11 protein-coding genes are annotated in these 16,456 nt (G+C 59.2%); 8 read left to right on the forward strand and 3 right to left on the reverse strand.

The features are described from left to right. The first annotated feature begins 133 nt into the window (after positions 1-133). Both ACESLM_RS28275 and galU read left to right on the forward strand, forming a co-directional pair. Positions 134-1,489: a UDP-glucose dehydrogenase family protein gene (locus ACESLM_RS28275; protein ID WP_372637461.1), complete on the forward strand. Its 1,356-nt coding sequence runs from the start codon at positions 134-136 to the stop codon at positions 1,487-1,489. Between the two features lie 22 nt (positions 1,490-1,511). Beyond that, positions 1,512-2,387, forward strand: coding sequence for a UTP--glucose-1-phosphate uridylyltransferase GalU (galU, locus tag ACESLM_RS28280; protein ID WP_372637464.1), 876 nt, complete (start codon positions 1,512-1,514; stop codon positions 2,385-2,387). 77 nt (positions 2,388-2,464) lie between these two features. Here the strand turns inward: galU and ACESLM_RS28285 are convergent, their stop codons facing one another. Beyond that, positions 2,465-3,328, reverse strand: a complete 864-nt coding sequence (locus ACESLM_RS28285) for a helix-turn-helix transcriptional regulator (RefSeq protein ID WP_372637467.1) — start codon at positions 3,326-3,328, stop codon at positions 2,465-2,467. A gap of 272 nt (positions 3,329-3,600) precedes the next feature. On the opposite strand from ACESLM_RS28285, the gene ACESLM_RS28290 reads away from it, so the two are divergent. The 5 genes from ACESLM_RS28290 (at position 3,601) to ACESLM_RS28310 (ending at position 13,472) form a co-directional block, all read left to right on the forward strand. After that, positions 3,601-4,620, forward strand: a complete 1,020-nt coding sequence (locus tag ACESLM_RS28290) for a Gfo/Idh/MocA family protein (RefSeq protein ID WP_372637470.1) — start codon at positions 3,601-3,603, stop codon at positions 4,618-4,620. 875 nt (positions 4,621-5,495) lie between these two features. After that, positions 5,496-6,215 carry a heptaprenylglyceryl phosphate synthase gene (pcrB, locus tag ACESLM_RS28295; RefSeq protein WP_372637473.1) on the forward strand — a complete coding sequence of 240 codons (720 nt, stop codon included), beginning with the start codon at positions 5,496-5,498 and terminating at the stop codon, positions 6,213-6,215. After that, positions 6,205-8,649: a DNA helicase PcrA gene (pcrA, locus tag ACESLM_RS28300; RefSeq protein ID WP_372637476.1), complete on the forward strand. Its 2,445-nt coding sequence runs from the start codon at positions 6,205-6,207 to the stop codon at positions 8,647-8,649. The genes pcrB and pcrA overlap by 11 nt, the downstream gene beginning before the upstream one ends. 36 nt (positions 8,650-8,685) lie before the next feature. After that, positions 8,686-10,713 (forward strand): NAD-dependent DNA ligase LigA, encoded by a 2,028-nt coding sequence (ligA, locus tag ACESLM_RS28305; RefSeq protein ID WP_372637479.1) that lies wholly within the window; start codon positions 8,686-8,688, stop codon positions 10,711-10,713. 224 nt (positions 10,714-10,937) lie between these two features. Then, positions 10,938-13,472, forward strand: a complete 2,535-nt coding sequence (locus ACESLM_RS28310; protein WP_372637482.1) for an outer membrane protein assembly factor BamB family protein — start codon at positions 10,938-10,940, stop codon at positions 13,470-13,472. Positions 13,473-13,549: 77 nt separating this feature from the next. On the opposite strand, the gene ACESLM_RS28315 is transcribed toward ACESLM_RS28310, so the two are convergent. Together ACESLM_RS28315 and ACESLM_RS28320 are read right to left on the reverse strand one after the other, a co-directional pair. Further along, the gene (locus tag ACESLM_RS28315; protein WP_372637485.1) at positions 13,550-13,972 is read right to left on the reverse strand and encodes a DUF4395 domain-containing protein; all 423 of its coding nucleotides are present in this window, start codon (positions 13,970-13,972) and stop codon (positions 13,550-13,552) included. Between the two features lie 71 nt (positions 13,973-14,043). Next, a complete protein-coding gene (locus ACESLM_RS28320) occupies positions 14,044-14,904 on the reverse strand; it encodes an AraC family transcriptional regulator (protein WP_372637488.1) in 861 nt (286 codons plus the stop codon). A 131-nt stretch (positions 14,905-15,035) separates the two neighbouring features. Between ACESLM_RS28320 and ACESLM_RS28325 the strand changes: the two genes are divergently transcribed. Continuing rightward, positions 15,036-15,995 carry a phytanoyl-CoA dioxygenase family protein gene (locus ACESLM_RS28325; RefSeq protein ID WP_372637491.1) on the forward strand — a complete coding sequence of 320 codons (960 nt, stop codon included), beginning with the start codon at positions 15,036-15,038 and terminating at the stop codon, positions 15,993-15,995. Positions 15,996-16,456: the final 461 nt, after the last annotated feature.

Below are 16,456 nucleotides of genomic sequence, written 5' to 3' on the forward strand. Positions count from 1 at the left end.
GCCTACGCTCTTACAGAAAATCTTGGTGCAGATCACCTTCTCCACCAACGCCTCTTCAATTGTCGAAGTTGAAATACTGCGAATTAGCGAGAAAACAGGAGAAAACATTACTTTATAGTGGGAGGCTCGAAGCATGAAAATAGCGGTCGTGGGAGCGGGAGTGACCGGGTTGACGCTAAGCGCGGGGTTCGCGGAGCTCGGGCATACGGTGCGCTGCGTGGACGGCGATTCGGGGAAAATAGCGCAGCTGTCGCAGGGGATCGTCCCCTATCGCGAGCCGGGATTGGAATCGCTCGTGCTGAGGAACGTCGCCGCGGGGCGACTCGGGTTCGGGAACGAGCCGTCGGGAGTTCTGAACGAGGCAGAGCTGCTCTTCATCGCGGTCGGAACGCCTGCGGACGAGCGGGGGGATATGTCGCTGGCCTCGCTGTGGAAGGTGATCGACCGTATCGAAGCCTGGCCGGATGACGGCCGGAAGAGGCTGATCGCGATTTCGAGCACCGTGCCGGTCGGTACGGCGGAGCGGACGGAATCGCGGCTGCGCGGCCGGCTGACGGGACGCTGCGAGGCGGAGGTTGTGTCCATCCCGGAGTTCATGCGGGAGGGAAGGGCGGTTCGCGACTTCTTCGAGCCGACGCGGATCGTGATCGGAGCGGTCAGCGCCGAAGCCGCGGATCGGCTGACGCAGCTGCACCGCAGGCTTCCCGGACCGATCGTGACGACCGATCGCAGAAGCGCGGAGCTCGCCAAGCTCGCCGCGAATGCTTGCCTCGCCGTCAAAATTTCGTTCGCTAACGAGATGGCCGCCTTCGCGGAGCAGGTCGGCGCGGATTATCCTTCGGTGGCGCAATCGCTCGGATTGGACCCGCGGATCGGACCGTATTTTCTCGAAGCGGGTCTAGGCTTTGGCGGTTCCAGCATGCCGAGGGACACGCACGCGCTCGTCCGTATGGCCGACGATGCGGGCGCTCCGCAGACGCTCGTGGAAGCCGCCGTTCGCGCGAACGCGATGCTGCCGCTGCGTATGGTACGCAAGCTGGAGGCCGCGCTGTCCGATCCGGGCCGCCGCAAGGTGGCGCTGCTCGGCCTGGCCTGCAAGCCGGGGACGGACGACATGAGGGACGCGCCGTCTCTGCGCTTGATCGCGGAGCTGAACCGCCGTCATCCCGGCATCGCGCTGACCGCCTACGATCCGGAAGCGGGCGCCGTCGCCCGCAAAATATTGCCTGCTTCGGTCGCGATCTGCGAATCGGCCGAGGAGGCGCTGCGCGGCGCGGACGCCGCGATCGTGGTTACCGGGTGGAGCGAATTCAGGCAAATCCAGGCGGAAGACTTTAAAAGTTGGATGAGCCGGCCTATAATTATGGATGGAAGAAATGTGTTGGACGCCGCGGGCCTGAACGCGCAGGGAGTTGTCTGCATCGGGGTCGGGCGGTTGCCGTCCATTCCCGGGCCGTCCTCTCGCAAGGCGGGCGAGCTCGCATTGTAATCGTAGAGAGGATGCCTGCAAGATGAGAATTCGCAAGGCGATTATTCCGGCCGCGGGACTCGGGACGCGGTTCCTTCCGGCGACGAAGGCGATGCCGAAGGAAATGCTGCCGATTATCGATAAGCCCGGAATTCAGTATATCGTGGAAGAAGCGGTCGCCGCCGGCATCGAAGACATCCTGATCGTGACGGGCAAGGGCAAGCGCGCCATCGAGGACCATTTCGACAGCTCCTACGAGCTGGAGCAGAACCTGCTGAGCAAGGGCAAGCTGGACCTGCTGTCGGAGGTTCAGAAGCCGTCCGAATTAATAGACATTCATTATATCCGCCAGAAGGAGCCGAGAGGACTCGGCCATGCGATCTGGTGCGCCCGCAAGTTCATCGGCAACGAGCCGTTCGCCGTGCTGCTCGGGGACGACATCGTCCAATCGGAAGTGCCGTGCCTGAAGCAGATGATGGACGTGTACGATCGGGTACAGGGGTCGGTGCTCGCCGTGAAGAAGGTGCCGGACGACGAAGTGTCCCGGTACGGCATCGTCGATCCCGATCCGTCGGGAGGAGACGGGGAACGGATTTTGAAAGTCCGCGGCGTCGTGGAGAAGCCTTCTCCAGAACGAGCTCCTTCGAATGTAGCCATTATTGGACGTTATATTTTGACGCCCGCGATTTTCGATATTTTGGAGACGCAGGACATCGGAGCGGGGGGAGAAATCCAACTGACTGACGCGATCTTCCGTCTAATGCACGACGAATCCGTCTATGCGTACAAGTTCCAGGGGACGAGATACGACACGGGGGAGAAGCTGGGCTACTTGAAGACGATTATCGACTTCGCGCTTGAACGCCCGGATCTGAAGGACGAGGTCCGCGCTTATCTCGAAGAAAAGCTGGGGCGTTGACCTTGGCGACGCATTCCTAATATGCGCTTATCAGCAACAAGCCGGTGGCCGATCTGCCGGCTTGTTCGCTGTGGCATTCACGAACGGCCGGCCTCCCGGGAGCGGATTTGCGAAGGGGTTGCGTTGCGGATTTTTTTGAAGACGCGTCCGAAATAGGTGATGTCGGAAAATCCGACCTGGATGGCGATTTCCGTGACCGGGCTGGCGGTTTCGAGCAGCAGCCGCTCGGCCTCCCGTACGCGAAGCAGATGCACGTACTCGATCAGCGTCTTGCCCGTTACCCGCTTGAACATGCGGCAGAAGTAGTTGGGGCTCAAGTTGACCATCCGCGCCGCCTGCTCTACCGTTATCGTCTCCCGGTAGCGGCTGCGCAATTGCTGAAGCAGCCCTGAGAAGTCGTAAGCTTGCGGCAGAGCGGAAGGACGCGTCAAGGCGGCCGACTGCTGGGCGTAGCGGAAGTATTGGCCGAAGATGCGGAGAAGCTCGGCTTTGACGATGAGCTCGTAGCCAGGGCGTTTCTGCTCGAATTCCAGCACGAGCCGGGCGAAGGCCGCGCCGATCTCCTCCATCTCCGGCTCGTCCGCGCAAATAAAGCCGGGCCATTTTTGACGTTGGATCAAATAAGGCTGGAAATAGTTGTTTTCCGTTATGTCGAGGCCGTTCCCTCGCACGAGCGCTTCGTTGAAGACGATGCAGACCAGCTTCGAGCCTGGCGCGACGACGGTGGCCGCATGCAGCTGTCTGGAATTGACGAAGGCCAGCTCGCCCTGCTCGAGCACTCGGCAATCGGCGTCGATCTGGATGCGGGCGTGTCCCTCTTTGACGAAAATCCATTCGATATGATCATGCCAATGAAGCGGCACGTTATGGACAAAGAAGATGTTGATCGGGAACGTGCGGTCGGGAAGCCAAGTGTTTTCTTTATGGGGACTGACCGTCATTTTCCGAAGCCCTCCTTCTTCCATTGCCGCGCCTTTATTCGTACGATTTTCTCGAAAGTCCGAATCGTTGGCGGCATATCGGCTACCCTATGATTATAAACGGCGTAAGATCGTGCGAATAGAAAATAATTTCGTTTCTGGCGGCGCTTGCGAAACTGCGCTACGATAGGGGCAGCAGCCAAGACTGGAATCACGGCGGCAGATGCGGGAGATTTCACGGCCGAATTTGCTGCAGATTTGCCGGGATCATGGAAACGGGGGAGTGGCTTAACATGGCCCAACAGCACAAAATTATCGTAGCCGGCTGCGGCGGCATGTCGCAGGCGTGGATCGCGGATGCGGTCGCGCGGGACAACGCCGAAATCGTGGCATTGGTGGATCTGTTCGAGAATACGGCCAAGGCCGCGGCCGAGCGCCATCGCTTGGACGTGCCGATCTTCGCCGATCTGGGCGACGCGCTGGCGGCGACCGACGCGAATCTGGTATTCGACGTGACGATTCCGGCCAGTCACAAGCAGATCGTGACAACCGCTTTGCGGGCCGGGGTCCACGTGATGGGCGAGAAGCCGATGGCGGAATCGCTGGCGGACGCGGAGGAGATCGTGCGCGTTAGCGAGGAGACCGGCAGACGTTACGCGGTGATGCAGAACAGACGGTACATGAAAACGATACGGGCGTATCGCGATCTGGTGGGGTCGGGCAAAATCGGCGGCATCGGCTCGATTCACGCGAGCTTTTTTCTCGGGCCGCATTTCGGCGGCTTCAGGGACGCGATGGACAGCCCGCTGATCGTCGACATGGCGATTCACACCTTCGACCAGGCCCGGTTCATTACTGGGGCCGATCCGGTGTCCGTCTACTGCCACGAATACAATCCGCCGGGCTCCTGGTACAAGGGGAACGCTTCGGCCGTCTGCATTTTCGAGATGGATAACGGCATCGTGTTCAGCTATAACGGCTCGTGGTGCGCGGAAGGGCTGAACACCTCGTGGGAGGCCGATTGGCGGGTGACCGGAAGCAGGGGGAGCGCCGTCTGGGACGGAGTGAACCTGCCTGTCGCCGAGGCGATCGACGAAGCGGAAGCGGGCGGCTTTACGAACGCGTTCAAGCGACTGGACGTGCCGGCAACCTACGATGGACGCAACGGGCATGAAGGCTGTCTGGATGAAATGTTCGCCAGTCTGGAGGAAGATCGTCCCGCGGAGACGGATTGCCGCGACAATATCAAGAGCATGAGGATGGTTTTCGGAGCGGTGGAGAGCGCTAGAACCGGCAAGAAAGTTTTGCTGTGAAACGATGTGCGAAAACGACATGCGGAACGACGAGAGAAACGGCGGGATCGGAGCGAAGCTCCGGCCGCTTTTTTTCTGCTGCTGACCAATTGACTTGCAGGTAGCTTGCTATCCCTTTCGGAATGATCGATTAATCTTTGCCATCCTGGCTTCGCGCGAGCGTCAATGCGCGATTCTTTTCGAGCCATTTCCTCCGTTTAGACACCCGATTCGGTCGAAGAAACTCGCGCAACGGTCTGCCAGACCGCTAGATGGAGTCGACCGCTCAGATTCGCTCGCGCAACGGTCTGCCAGACCGCTAGATGGGGTCGTTCGCTCGGATTCGCTCGCGCAACGGTCTGCCAGACCGATAGATGGGGTCGTTCGCTCGGATTCGCTCGCGCAACGGTCTGCCAGACCGCTAGATGGGGTCGACCGCTCGGATTCGCTCGCGCAACGGTCTGCCAGACCGCTAGATGGAGTCGACCGCTCGGATTCGCTCGCGCAACGGTCTGCCAGACCGCTAGATGGGGTCGTTCGCTCGGATTCGCTCGCACAACGGTCAGCCAGACCGCTAGATGGGGTCGACCGCTCGGATTCGGGCATAGTAAATGTACTTATCGGAGCGTCCCGGATTAGGTCAGGAGTCACTGCATGCAAGCCGAAAAGTTTCACAGGAGCGTCATGCCATTATTATAGCCGGATTAAGCAAGGCAAGTTCTCCAGGTCAGCCGCTCGGGCTGGCTTTTTCTACGGGGAAGAGGCGAACGTTTGTTTTCCCGTTTCCTCTTGGAAGTACGGGAGAATTCCTGTAGACTATGAACTAGCGGATCTGTCCGGCGCAAGCGCGGGGCTGTCCGACCGCGGACATTAATCTGTAGATTACCGGAGGCAATATGCGCCCCTCATTTTATAGCGGTTGGAAACATGTGTTCAAGCTCGATCCCGACAGGGAGATCGGCGACGAAGCGCTGGAGGCGGTATGCGCCTCGGGCACGGATGCGATTCTCGTCGGCGGCTCGAGCGGGGTGACTTTCGACAATACGGTTGAACTGATGTCCCGCATACGCAGGTACGAGGTGCCGTGCGCGTTCGAGCTGTCCGATCCGGCGTGCGGCGTGCCGGGATTCGACGGCTATTTTATTCCGAGCGTGCTTAACGCGAAGCGCGCGGAATGGCTGATCGGCCATCACGCTGCGGCGATCAAGGATTACGGTCATCTGATGCCTTGGGAATCGATCGTCGGCGAAGCGTACCTGGTGCTCAACCCGGACTCGACCGTAGCCAGGCTGACGGAGGCGGACGCCCGCATCGGGTCCGAAGAAGCGGTCGCCTATGCCCAGGTCGCGGACAGGTTGTGGAACGTGCCAGTGCTGTACGTGGAGTACAGCGGAACGTTCGGCGATATGGAGCTGCTGGGCCGCATTCGCGCGGAGCTCAAGCAGGCCCATCTGTTCTACGGAGGAGGCGTCGACGGTCCCGAGAAGGCAGCGCAAGCGGCGCTTCGAGCGGATACGGTCGTCGTCGGCAACGTCATTTACGATAACTTGGACGCCGCGTTGACGACGGTTCAGGCGGTTAACCAAGCGGCAAAGGAGCGGAATTATGTTTTTTGAAAGAGATAACGCGAACTCGATCGACATCGACGATTCGATCAATAGGCTGAATCCAAGTCAGAAGGAGGCGGCGGTCACGACCGACGGCCCGCTGCTCGTCATGGCCGGAGCGGGAAGCGGCAAGACGCGAGTGCTGACGCACCGCATCGCCTACATCATCTCCAAGCGTCTGGCGGCGCCGTGGAGCATTCTCGCCATCACGTTTACGAACAAGGCGGCGCGCGAAATGCAGGAGCGGGTATCCAAGCTCGTCGGCCCGTCCGGCCGGGACATCTGGGTCAGCACGTTCCACTCCATGTGCGTGCGCATTCTGCGCAGGGACATCGACAAGATCGGCTTCGGCTCCAACTTCAGCATTCTCGATTCCGGAGATCAGCTGTCGGTTATCCGCAACATCATGAAGGACAACAACCTAGACGTGAAGAGGTTCGAGCCGAAAGCCGTTCAGGCCGCGATCGGCGCCGCCAAGAACGAGCTGGTGTCCCCGGAGCAGTACGATCAACGGCAGGGAGACTACTTCGAGTCCATCGTCGCCAAAGTATATACGCAGTACCAGAAGCGGCTGAAGGCGAACAACTCGCTCGACTTCGACGATCTGCTGCTGCTGACGATCCAGCTGTTCAAGGACGCTCCGGAAGTGCTCGATTTTTACCAAAACAAATTCAAATACATCCACGTCGACGAATACCAGGATACGAACAAAGCGCAATATACCCTCTGTAAAATGATGGCCGACAAGCACCATAACATCTGCGTCGTAGGCGACAGCGACCAGTCGATCTATCGCTGGCGGGGCGCGGACATCACGAACATCCTCAACTTCGAGAAGGACTACCCCGAAGCGCGCAGCATTTTGCTGGAGCAGAACTACCGGTCGACCTCCAACATTTTGGACGCCGCCAACTCGGTCATCAAGAACAACATCGGCCGCAAAGCGAAAAATCTGTGGACGGACCAGGCTGGCGGAGAAAAGATTACGGTGTACCAAGGCGATTCGGAGCATGAGGAAGGGTACTTCGTCGCGGGCGAGATTCGCAAAAATCGCCAGAGCGGCCGCCGTTACTCCGATCACGCCATTCTGTACCGGACGAACGCGCAATCGCGGGTCGTGGAGGAAATTCTGATCAAGTCGGAAATTCCGTACCAGATCGTCGGCGGCATTAAGTTCTACGATCGCAAAGAAATCAAGGACATTCTGTCCTACCTGCGGCTAATCTCCAATCCGGACGACGACAACAGCCTGCTGCGGGTCGTTAACGTGCCCAAGCGGGGGCTTGGCGACACGACGATGGCGAAGGTTCAGGAGGAGGCGACGCGCAAAGGCATCTCGATCCTTCGGCTGCTCAACGAAGGGGACGGCTTGCTCGGCGACGGTCTGTACCATCTCGACATTCAAGGTCGTGCGAAGGCCGCGCTCGGTTCTTTCCGCGATCTGATCCGCAACTTAAGCGCGATGACCGACTACTTGTCGGTAACAGAGCTGACCGAGAAGCTGCTGGAGATGTCGGAATACCGGTTGGAGTTGCAGCGCGAGAATACGCTCGAGTCGAAGGCCCGGTTGGAAAATATCGAGGAATTCCTGTCCGTTACGCAGGAATTCGAGAAGCGCAATGAAGACAAGTCGCTGGTCAGCTTCCTGACGGAGTTGGCGCTGGTCGCGGACATCGATTCGATGGACGACGACGGGGAGGACGGCGGCGACGCCGTCGTGCTGATGACGATGCACAGCGCCAAAGGATTGGAATTTCCGGTCGTTTTCATCGTGGGCATGGAAGAGGGCGTTTTCCCCGGAAGCCGTTCCCTGATGGACAACGAGGAGATGGAGGAGGAGCGGAGGCTTGCCTACGTAGGCATTACGCGGGCGGAGAAGAAGCTGTACCTCACTTGCGCGAGGATGCGGCTCCTGTACGGGCGCACGAGCTCGAACGCGCCTTCCCGGTTCCTCGGGGAAATTCCGAACGAGCTGAAGGATGCGGTCGCTCCGGCGGGGGGCGGGCGTTCCGGCTCGTATGGAGGCTACGCCTCGCGAACAGGCGGCAGTTCGTCTTACGGGGGCTCCTCCTATGGGGGTTCGTCCTACGGCGGCAGCAGCTACGGCAATTCACGCGGTTCCGGCTCGGCAACGGGAAGCGGAGGCGGTTATCCGCCTTCCGGGTTCGGAGCGCGTCCGACCGTCTCTCCGATGAACGCCTCGGCAGGGGGCGCCTCGTCCTCGTCGGTCGTCCGGCCGCAGACGACGCCGTCCGCGGCCAAGCCGGTCGGAGACGGCATGGCGATCGCCGCCGGCGACAAGGTACAGCACGCCAAGTGGGGCGTCGGAACCGTCGTCTCGGTCAAAGGAACGGGCAACGACGCCGAGCTGCAGATCGCCTTCCCGGCGCCGGTGGGCGTCAAGCGACTGCTTGCGGCGTTCGCTCCGGTCACCAAGATTTAGGTCGGGATTATTCTATTAAAAGCGAGGTTAACGTGCATGGCGCAAAACGATTTGCTGGAACGGATGCGGAAGCTTGTCGACGAGCTGAACGCGCATGGCCATCGTTACTACACGGAGGATAATCCGACCATCAGCGACAAGGAATACGATGCGCTCTACGACGAATTGTCCGTTCTCGAGGCGGAGACCGGCACGGTGTTGGCGGATTCCCCGACGCGCAGAGTCGGCGGCGGCATTCTGAAAGGCTTCGAGCCGCATCGCCATCTGTCCCGGCTGTGGAGCTTGGACAAGGCGCAGAACGTAGAGGATTTGATCGCCTGGGCGACGAGGGCGAACAAGCTGATCGCCGACTACAACGCCAAAAATCCGGAGCAGCCGCTGCCCGATCCCGAGTACGTCGTTGAGCTGAAGTTCGACGGGCTGTCCCTTAACCTGACCTATAGCGGAGGGGAACTGGAGCAAGCCGCTACCCGGGGGAACGGCGAAGTCGGCGAAGGCATTCTGGCCCAGGTTCGCACGATCCGCACCGTTCCGCTCACGATCGGTTATGACGGCGGGACGATCGAGGTACAGGGCGAAGGGTTCATGAGGTTGTCCGTGCTGGAGAAGTACAACGAGACAGCCGCCGAGCCGCTCAAGAATGCGCGCAACGGCGCGGCTGGGGCGCTGCGCAACCTAGACCCCAAGGTGACGGCTTCGCGCAAGCTGGACGCGTTCTTCTACAACGTCGGCTATTCGGACCGACTCCCTTTCGCCAACCACCGCGAGATGATGGCGTTCTTAAGGGAGAACAAGTTCTCGGTGAATCCGTATATCGCTTATTTCTCGAACGTCGAGGATCTCGTCAAGGAGCTGGAAGGGATCGTCGCGCGTCGCGGCGAGCTCGACTACCTGATCGACGGAGCGGTCGTCAAGCTGACCGACATGAGGACGCGCGAGGCGCTCGGCTATACGGACAAGTTTCCGCGCTGGGCCGTCGCCTTCAAGTTCGAGGCGGAAGAGACGACGACGGTGCTCGAGTCCGTATCCTGGGAGCTGGGGCGGACGGGCAAGGTGACGCCGCTCGCCCGCGTCGAAGCGGTCGAGCTGGCGGGCGTGACGGTGCAGAACTGCACGCTTAACAACATCGGCGACATCGAACGCAAAAATCTGCTGAACGCCCTCGGAACGCGAGTCTTCATCCGCCGCTCCAACGACGTCATCCCGGAAATTTTGGGCAAAGCGGACGACGAGGAGGGCGGACCGATCGCCGTGCCGGACGTATGTCCGGGCTGCGGATCTCCGCTGGAGATGCGCGGCGCCCATTTGTTCTGCAACAACCGCCTCGGCTGCAAGCCGCAGATCATCGGTCGGATCACTCACTTCGCCTCGCGCGATTGCATGGACATTGAGACGTTCAGCGGCAAGACGGCGGAGCAGCTGTACGAGGAGCTCGGCGTTCGCGAGCCGGCGGATCTGTACGGTCTTAATCTGGAGCAACTGGTCGGATTGCAGCGGTTCGGGGAGAAGAAGGCGTCCAACCTGCTCGACGCGCTTGAGAAGTCCAAGTCGCGCGGACTCGCTTCGTTCTTGAACGCGCTCGGCATTCCGAATACGGGCAAGGCGACGACGAAAATGCTGGCGGACCATTTCGGGGATTTGGATCGGCTGATGGCGGCGGAAGTGGAGGAGCTGATCGGCTTGCCGGACGTCGGCGGCATCGTCGCCGAGAGTATCTACCAATACTTCCGCGATCCGCTTAACCAATCGAGCATTGCCCGGATGCGGGAGCTCGGCGTGAAGGCGGAAGCCGCCGCCCCGCCAGCCGCGAGCGCCGACGCGAGCCATCCTCTGTTCGGCAAGACGGTCGTGCTGACCGGTACGCTCACGCTAATGACGCGGGACGAAGCCGCGAAGAAGCTGGAGGCGCTCGGCGCCAAGGTGTCCGGCGGCGTATCCAAGAAGACCGACCTCGTCATCGCGGGCGAGAGCGCCGGCAGCAAGCTGACCAAGGCGCGCGATCTCGGCGTTCCTGTACTGGAAGACGAAGAAGAACTGGTTCGTCTTCTCGGCGGCGCAAACTAGACCATAACGACAGCCTCTACGGCCACTTGGAACAGTGGGGTAGAGGCTGTTGCGTTAAGTATGCGGTTGGATATTCGCGAATAATTATATTTTGATAGGCGCAAAAGGCACAAACATTCGGAGTTATCGTTGGTCATGCTGGGGTTGCGGAATCTGGATAAAGTTAGAAACTTTAGATGCCGCCAAGCGTCTAACTAACAATGAATAGAAAAGGGGAGTTTTCCATGCTCGGTCGGTCGCTCGGATTCAAAGGCGCGGCAGCCGCGGCGATGCTGACGGTATTCCTGTGCTCTTGTTCGAATGACGGGGCGGAGGAGACGACGCCGCCAACGGCTTCCTCGCTTCCTTCTCCGCTTGCTTCTTCCGTGTTTGCTCCCGAAGCGTCCGCACCGTCCGACCCCCGGTTTCAACCGGAGCTGGCCAGAAGCGGCTTAACGGCGAAGATGACGCAGGACGAAGCGGCGGAGCTGCTGGGAACGGATTTTAATGCCGAAACCTCGTCGCTCTATTGGAATTCGGATTGGATACGGACTCGGGTATGGACGTACCGGAACGAAGCGTCGTCTTCCCGTTTGCTGCTTCATTGGTCGGAAGAAGGGCGACTGCTGTATGCCGTTCTGTATGACCGGGACCCGCAGGGAAACGAGAGAAGCTATATTCCGTCCATCGGAGCTCTGACCGCTTCCTCGTCCGACGATAATCTGCTTGCGGCGGAGAACGGCATACGCATCGGGCAGACGGTCGCGGTGAAGACGGGAACCGCCGCATACGACATGATCAGCTCGCGAGAGCCGCGAATCTCCTACTTCGCCTTGCCTGCAAGGCCCGTGACCGTTCAAAGCCTGACGGATACTTTTGCCGAAATCGACGATGACGGAGTTCGATCTTGGGTGCCGATCTGGTATTTGACGAACGAGTCCGAGAGCGCAGGCGACATCGCTCCTTCGAAGGTGAGCATAGCGCCGGGAAGTCGTCTCTACTGGTATCCGAATGCCGTCAAGGAGGCCGTGACCGTAATCGGAGCGGAGACGGCTTACGCGCTCCGCGCCTGGGGAGACTGGTTCGGCGTGGCGTTGCCGGACTCCGCAAGCCGCCATGGATTCGGACTGCTCTGGGTGCATAGAGATCAAATAGACGACTTCCAAACGGAGTGGAAGCCGGTATTCGAAGATCCCGGCAACTCGCCGGAAGCGATCGCGGCCGTCGCGCGTTCCGCCCTCCGATTCGGCGGCTTGTCCGGCGCAGCCGCCGAGACCCTGTTTGGTCGTCCTCAATATCTCGAAGCGTCCGGCAACGTCGAGCCGCCTGGCAAGCTGAAGACGCTGCCGGTATGGAGGTACGAGAACGCCGACGCCCAATTGGTGCTGACATGGTCGGACGGAGATCGGCTGCTCAATTATCAATATCGCGATGGAAGCGGGAAATACGACTTCGGCAACGAGGGCCAGCTTACGCTGGAGCAGCCGGTTGTTCTGAAGGCCGCCGAAGGCGACCGATCCCCGTTCGCGAGATCCGAGGCCGTCGACTACGATTGGCGGGTGGAGACGGAGCTGCCCTTCAACTACTTGATCGGGGAAGCGGGACGCACCTTGCTGATCGCGGGCGAAGACGGCGGAATCAGCGGCTTTCACGAAGCTTCTCATCTGTATGGAGTGGATAAGATCACGGGAAGGCGACTATGGAAATATGACTTCGGCTACGACATCCACCTGTTCGCTTTGTCCGAGGCTCGGCGGACGATCGTCTTCTATCGGCCGCGGGAGCTCGGAGAAGGGGCCTCTTCATATCGATTGCTCGCTATGGATACGAGAGACGGCAAGACGCGTTGGGAACGGACGGTCGAAATCCAGGAGGACGTATGGGAATTTAGCTGCGCGGCCTCGGGTGATGTAACCGTTCTCGCGCTTGCGACGGGGGACGAGGAGAGACGCACGACCCGGCTGGAGGCGAGGAACATTCGAACCGGCCATGTCGTCTGGTCGGCAAGCCTGGAAGGGAGCGGGATGCTGCTGCCGAATCCGCAACAGGCGCCGGTCTTGATCGTGCAGTCCGGAGGCCCTGATTTTGCGGACAAGAAGCTGACCGCGTTCGATGCCCGAAACGGCAAGGCGAGGTGGGAGCTGAAGGGAAGATCCGCCGATTTGACGAGCGGTGGGCTTCTTGCCGCGGCAGGCCGTTTAAGCAGTCGCGGACCGTCAGGCTTCTGGATGAGAGACGAGGAGCAACTGATTCTTGCCGATCCGACGACCGGAGCGGAGAAGCTTTCCCTGCCGCTCAGCTTCGAGTACGGCACGCATTACGAGGCGATCGACGAGCGGTATATGCTCAAGCAGCAATCCGAAGACGGCGAGAGGCTATACGACAGCGCAGATGCGACAAGCTCGCTTATCGACTTGCAGACCGGAGAGACGCTCTGGACCGTGACCGGAAAAGCGGACAACGGGATTATCATGGACGGAGTGCTGATCTGCCGTCTGGACGGAAAGCCGAGGGCGGTCGATATCGCGGACGGAAGGACGATCTGGGAGGCGGAGTTCGAGGCGTGGGGAAGCTTGCATGCGTTCGGAAACCGTCTGCTCGTAGAAGGGATCCCCGACGTATACGCGCTGAACCCGATAAGCGGAAGAGCGGAAAGCCGTCTGCACGACGTGCGCATCGGCTACTACGAACTGATCGACGGCGATATGCTTGCCGTGAGAGATGGAAAGCTGTACGTAGGTTCCTCTAACGGTTACTTCGGAAGAGTATCCGTTAAATAGAGACAAAAAAGGGCGAAGCGATAAGCCGACGTAAGTTCATTACGTTCAGGAGCTTGTCGCCTCGCCCTTCTTAAAACCTACGGTTGCGTCCTGCGGAACCGGCCCGCGCGAATCTGCTTGATCCAGAAGTAGATCGTGCAGCCGATGCAGAAGCCGATCAGTGCGGCTCCGGCCGCCAGCAGCAGCATCGCGGCAAAGGCGTATCCGGCGATCTCCCAGCCGAGAGCGAAGGAGGCGAGCGCCAGCGTCAGGAACAGCACGGCCAACGTATTGTTGAAGCGTTGGAGCTCGACCGCCTGCGTCTCTTCTCCCTTATTTTTAATCACCCGCTTGGCAATTTGCACGAATACGTTCAACTTTCCCTCGGTAAGCAAGCCGCCCAATTGAATCGCCCACAGAGCCGCCAAAATCCACCATTGATGAAACAGGAAAAACAAGATAACCGACAGTACGATTCCGGCCTGATTCGCCTTGACGTAACGCATTGGAACTTCGCGCACTCTAATCACCTCAATATCGATGAACTTACTTGTAATTAATCGTAATCGATTAAGGGCGCAATGGCAATAGCTCAGATCATCCGTTTTCGGGAACGATACGCGCTCGGGGACAGGCCGGACAAGCGTCGGAACCATTTGCAGAAATAATGAATGCTGCCGAACCGAAGCGTATCCGCAATCTCCGTCACCGTCAACCCCGTCGTTTCGAGATAGCGCTGCGCAGCCTGCAGTCTCATTCTCTGATGATCGGCATGGGGGGATCGCCCGACGATTCCTTTGTAGGTTTTCGAGGCGTAATCGTGACTGTAGCCCGTCATTTCCTCCAGCCACTCCATGCGATAGTCTTCTTCCGCTCGCGCTTCGAGCGCCGCGCGAATCCGTTCCACGATGGCGTTCTGCGGCATTGGAGCGACGGTTGTCCTTCGCAGGCGCACGTAAAGCCGGATCATCGCGGCGCGGAGGGCGAGCGGCGCATACTCGTCCTGACGATTGAATTCCTTAACCAACTCTTCGAAAAAAGGAAGCGCCCACGACCCGATAAGCGAGCATGGAGGGATCAGGGCGTTCGGAACGTCGTCCGGTGCGGAGAGGCTTTGGTGAGACTGTGGAGGAAGCTCGATATTGCGGACGGAGGGAGGATGCGGCCGGGCGGCGGATTCGGATGCATCCGGAGCGAAGTGCAGGCCGAAGAGGACGAACGGATCGTCGGCGTCGGCGGTAATCCGGTGCGGAACCTCGGGACCGTATCCGAGCAGGCAGCCCGATTCCGCCGAATAGACCCGACCGTTAATCATGATCTCTCCCTTTCCCGACTCCACGTACAGCCACTGATAATCGTCGATCACTCTTGGACCGAACGTCTCGCCCGGCCGGCAAGCGAGCCGGTTCGCGTAATGAACGGCGGGGTTGAATTTGAACTCGATATCGGACATGGCGCTTCCTCCCGGGTATAAGGCGGTAAAACCGATAAATGACAAATACGACCCGGCTACCGCTAAATCCTTCTATACATTCTACATGATAATATGGCTTCATAATCGTTGTTCCGAGGAGAGATAAACTTATGGAGATATCACCGGTCAAGGACAATAACTCAAGTCCGATCGCAGGAACGTTTCCGGACTCTTCGCCGTTGCTCGGGCTGTCGGAAGCGCTTCGGGAACGTGCCGATCAGGACGGCATGCTTTTCTTCAAAGGCCTTATTCCGCAGGAGACCGTGCTTGCGCTTCGTCAAGACGTCTTGAGCATTTTGGAGAGCCGGGGCTTGACCGATTCCCGGCATGCGCTGATCGATGGGATGGCCGACGTGGAGGCGGTCAACCGGATTCCGGACGAGGAAATTCGCTGGAACGGCGTCGGAGTCACGCATGACATTTATCTCGCGATTCAGAAGCTGGAAAGTTTTCATGCTTTGGCCCATCAGGAGAAGCTGCTGTCCATGTATCGCGAGCTGTTCGGCTGCGAGGTCTTCCCTCACCCGAGAAACATCGCCCGGGTGATGCTGCCTCATCGCGATACCAAGGTTACGCCTTCTCACCAGGATTTTCTTCATATTCAAGGAGAAACCGAGACTTGGACGGCCTGGATTCCGCTTGGCGACGTTCCCCGGCGGTTGGGCGGCCTTGCCGTGCTGAAGGGGAGTCATAAAGCCGGATTGCTGGGCGTCACGGAGGCGCCGGGAGCGGGAGGGCTGGAATCGATCCTATGCGGTCTCGACTACGAGTGGCAGACGATCGACTACGAGGCGGGAGACGTGCTTACCTTTAACAGTCTGACCGTTCACAAGTCGATGCCCAATCAGGTGCCGGGACATATTCGGCTGTCGTGCGATTATCGTTACCAGGCGCTCAGATCGGGCGCGGTGATCGAGCCTCGTTCGCTGCTGCCGCATGGTCCCTTTGCATGGGAGGAGCTGTACGAAGGCTGGGAACGAAAGGAACTGCAGCGTTATTGGGAGAACGTCGGATTCAGCTACTCGGAATTCGACGAATCGATCCGTTGGCAGAAGGAAAAGATTTGTTGAGGGTTTATGCTGCGAATGCAAGCGAAGAGGCTGCTCCGAGTCGATGTACGACTTTTTCGGAACAGATAGCGAGAGAGAGAACGGCGAACCGCTCTTGTAATAGCCGGCAGGAACGGTCACGAGCGGAACGCCGGCCACGTTGATTTCAGAAACCGGCGCCGATATTGTCCTCGCTGGAAAGGAGCGGCGTACGAATGACCTGAGCGACGGTATCGTCTGCGTCGCCGAAACTTGGACTCTATCCTCTTATTAAATACGCGTAACATCGGCGACCCCGAGGCCGCTTTGCAACGCCAGGGTTTTGCCAATGCTTTCGGGATAAACTTGGAATATTTTAACGGTTGCAACGGTATTGGAGGCTATGGTATATTCTAATTCCTGTCGCCGAAACGAAGCGAACTTGAGAGAGTCGCCGAGGTCGAACAAACTCGAAAATTATCGTAACTGGTAAAAATTGAGGG

The sequence above is a fragment of the Cohnella sp. genome (genome assembly GCF_041641335.1).
Taxonomy (GTDB): domain Bacteria; phylum Bacillota; class Bacilli; order Paenibacillales; family Paenibacillaceae; genus Cohnella.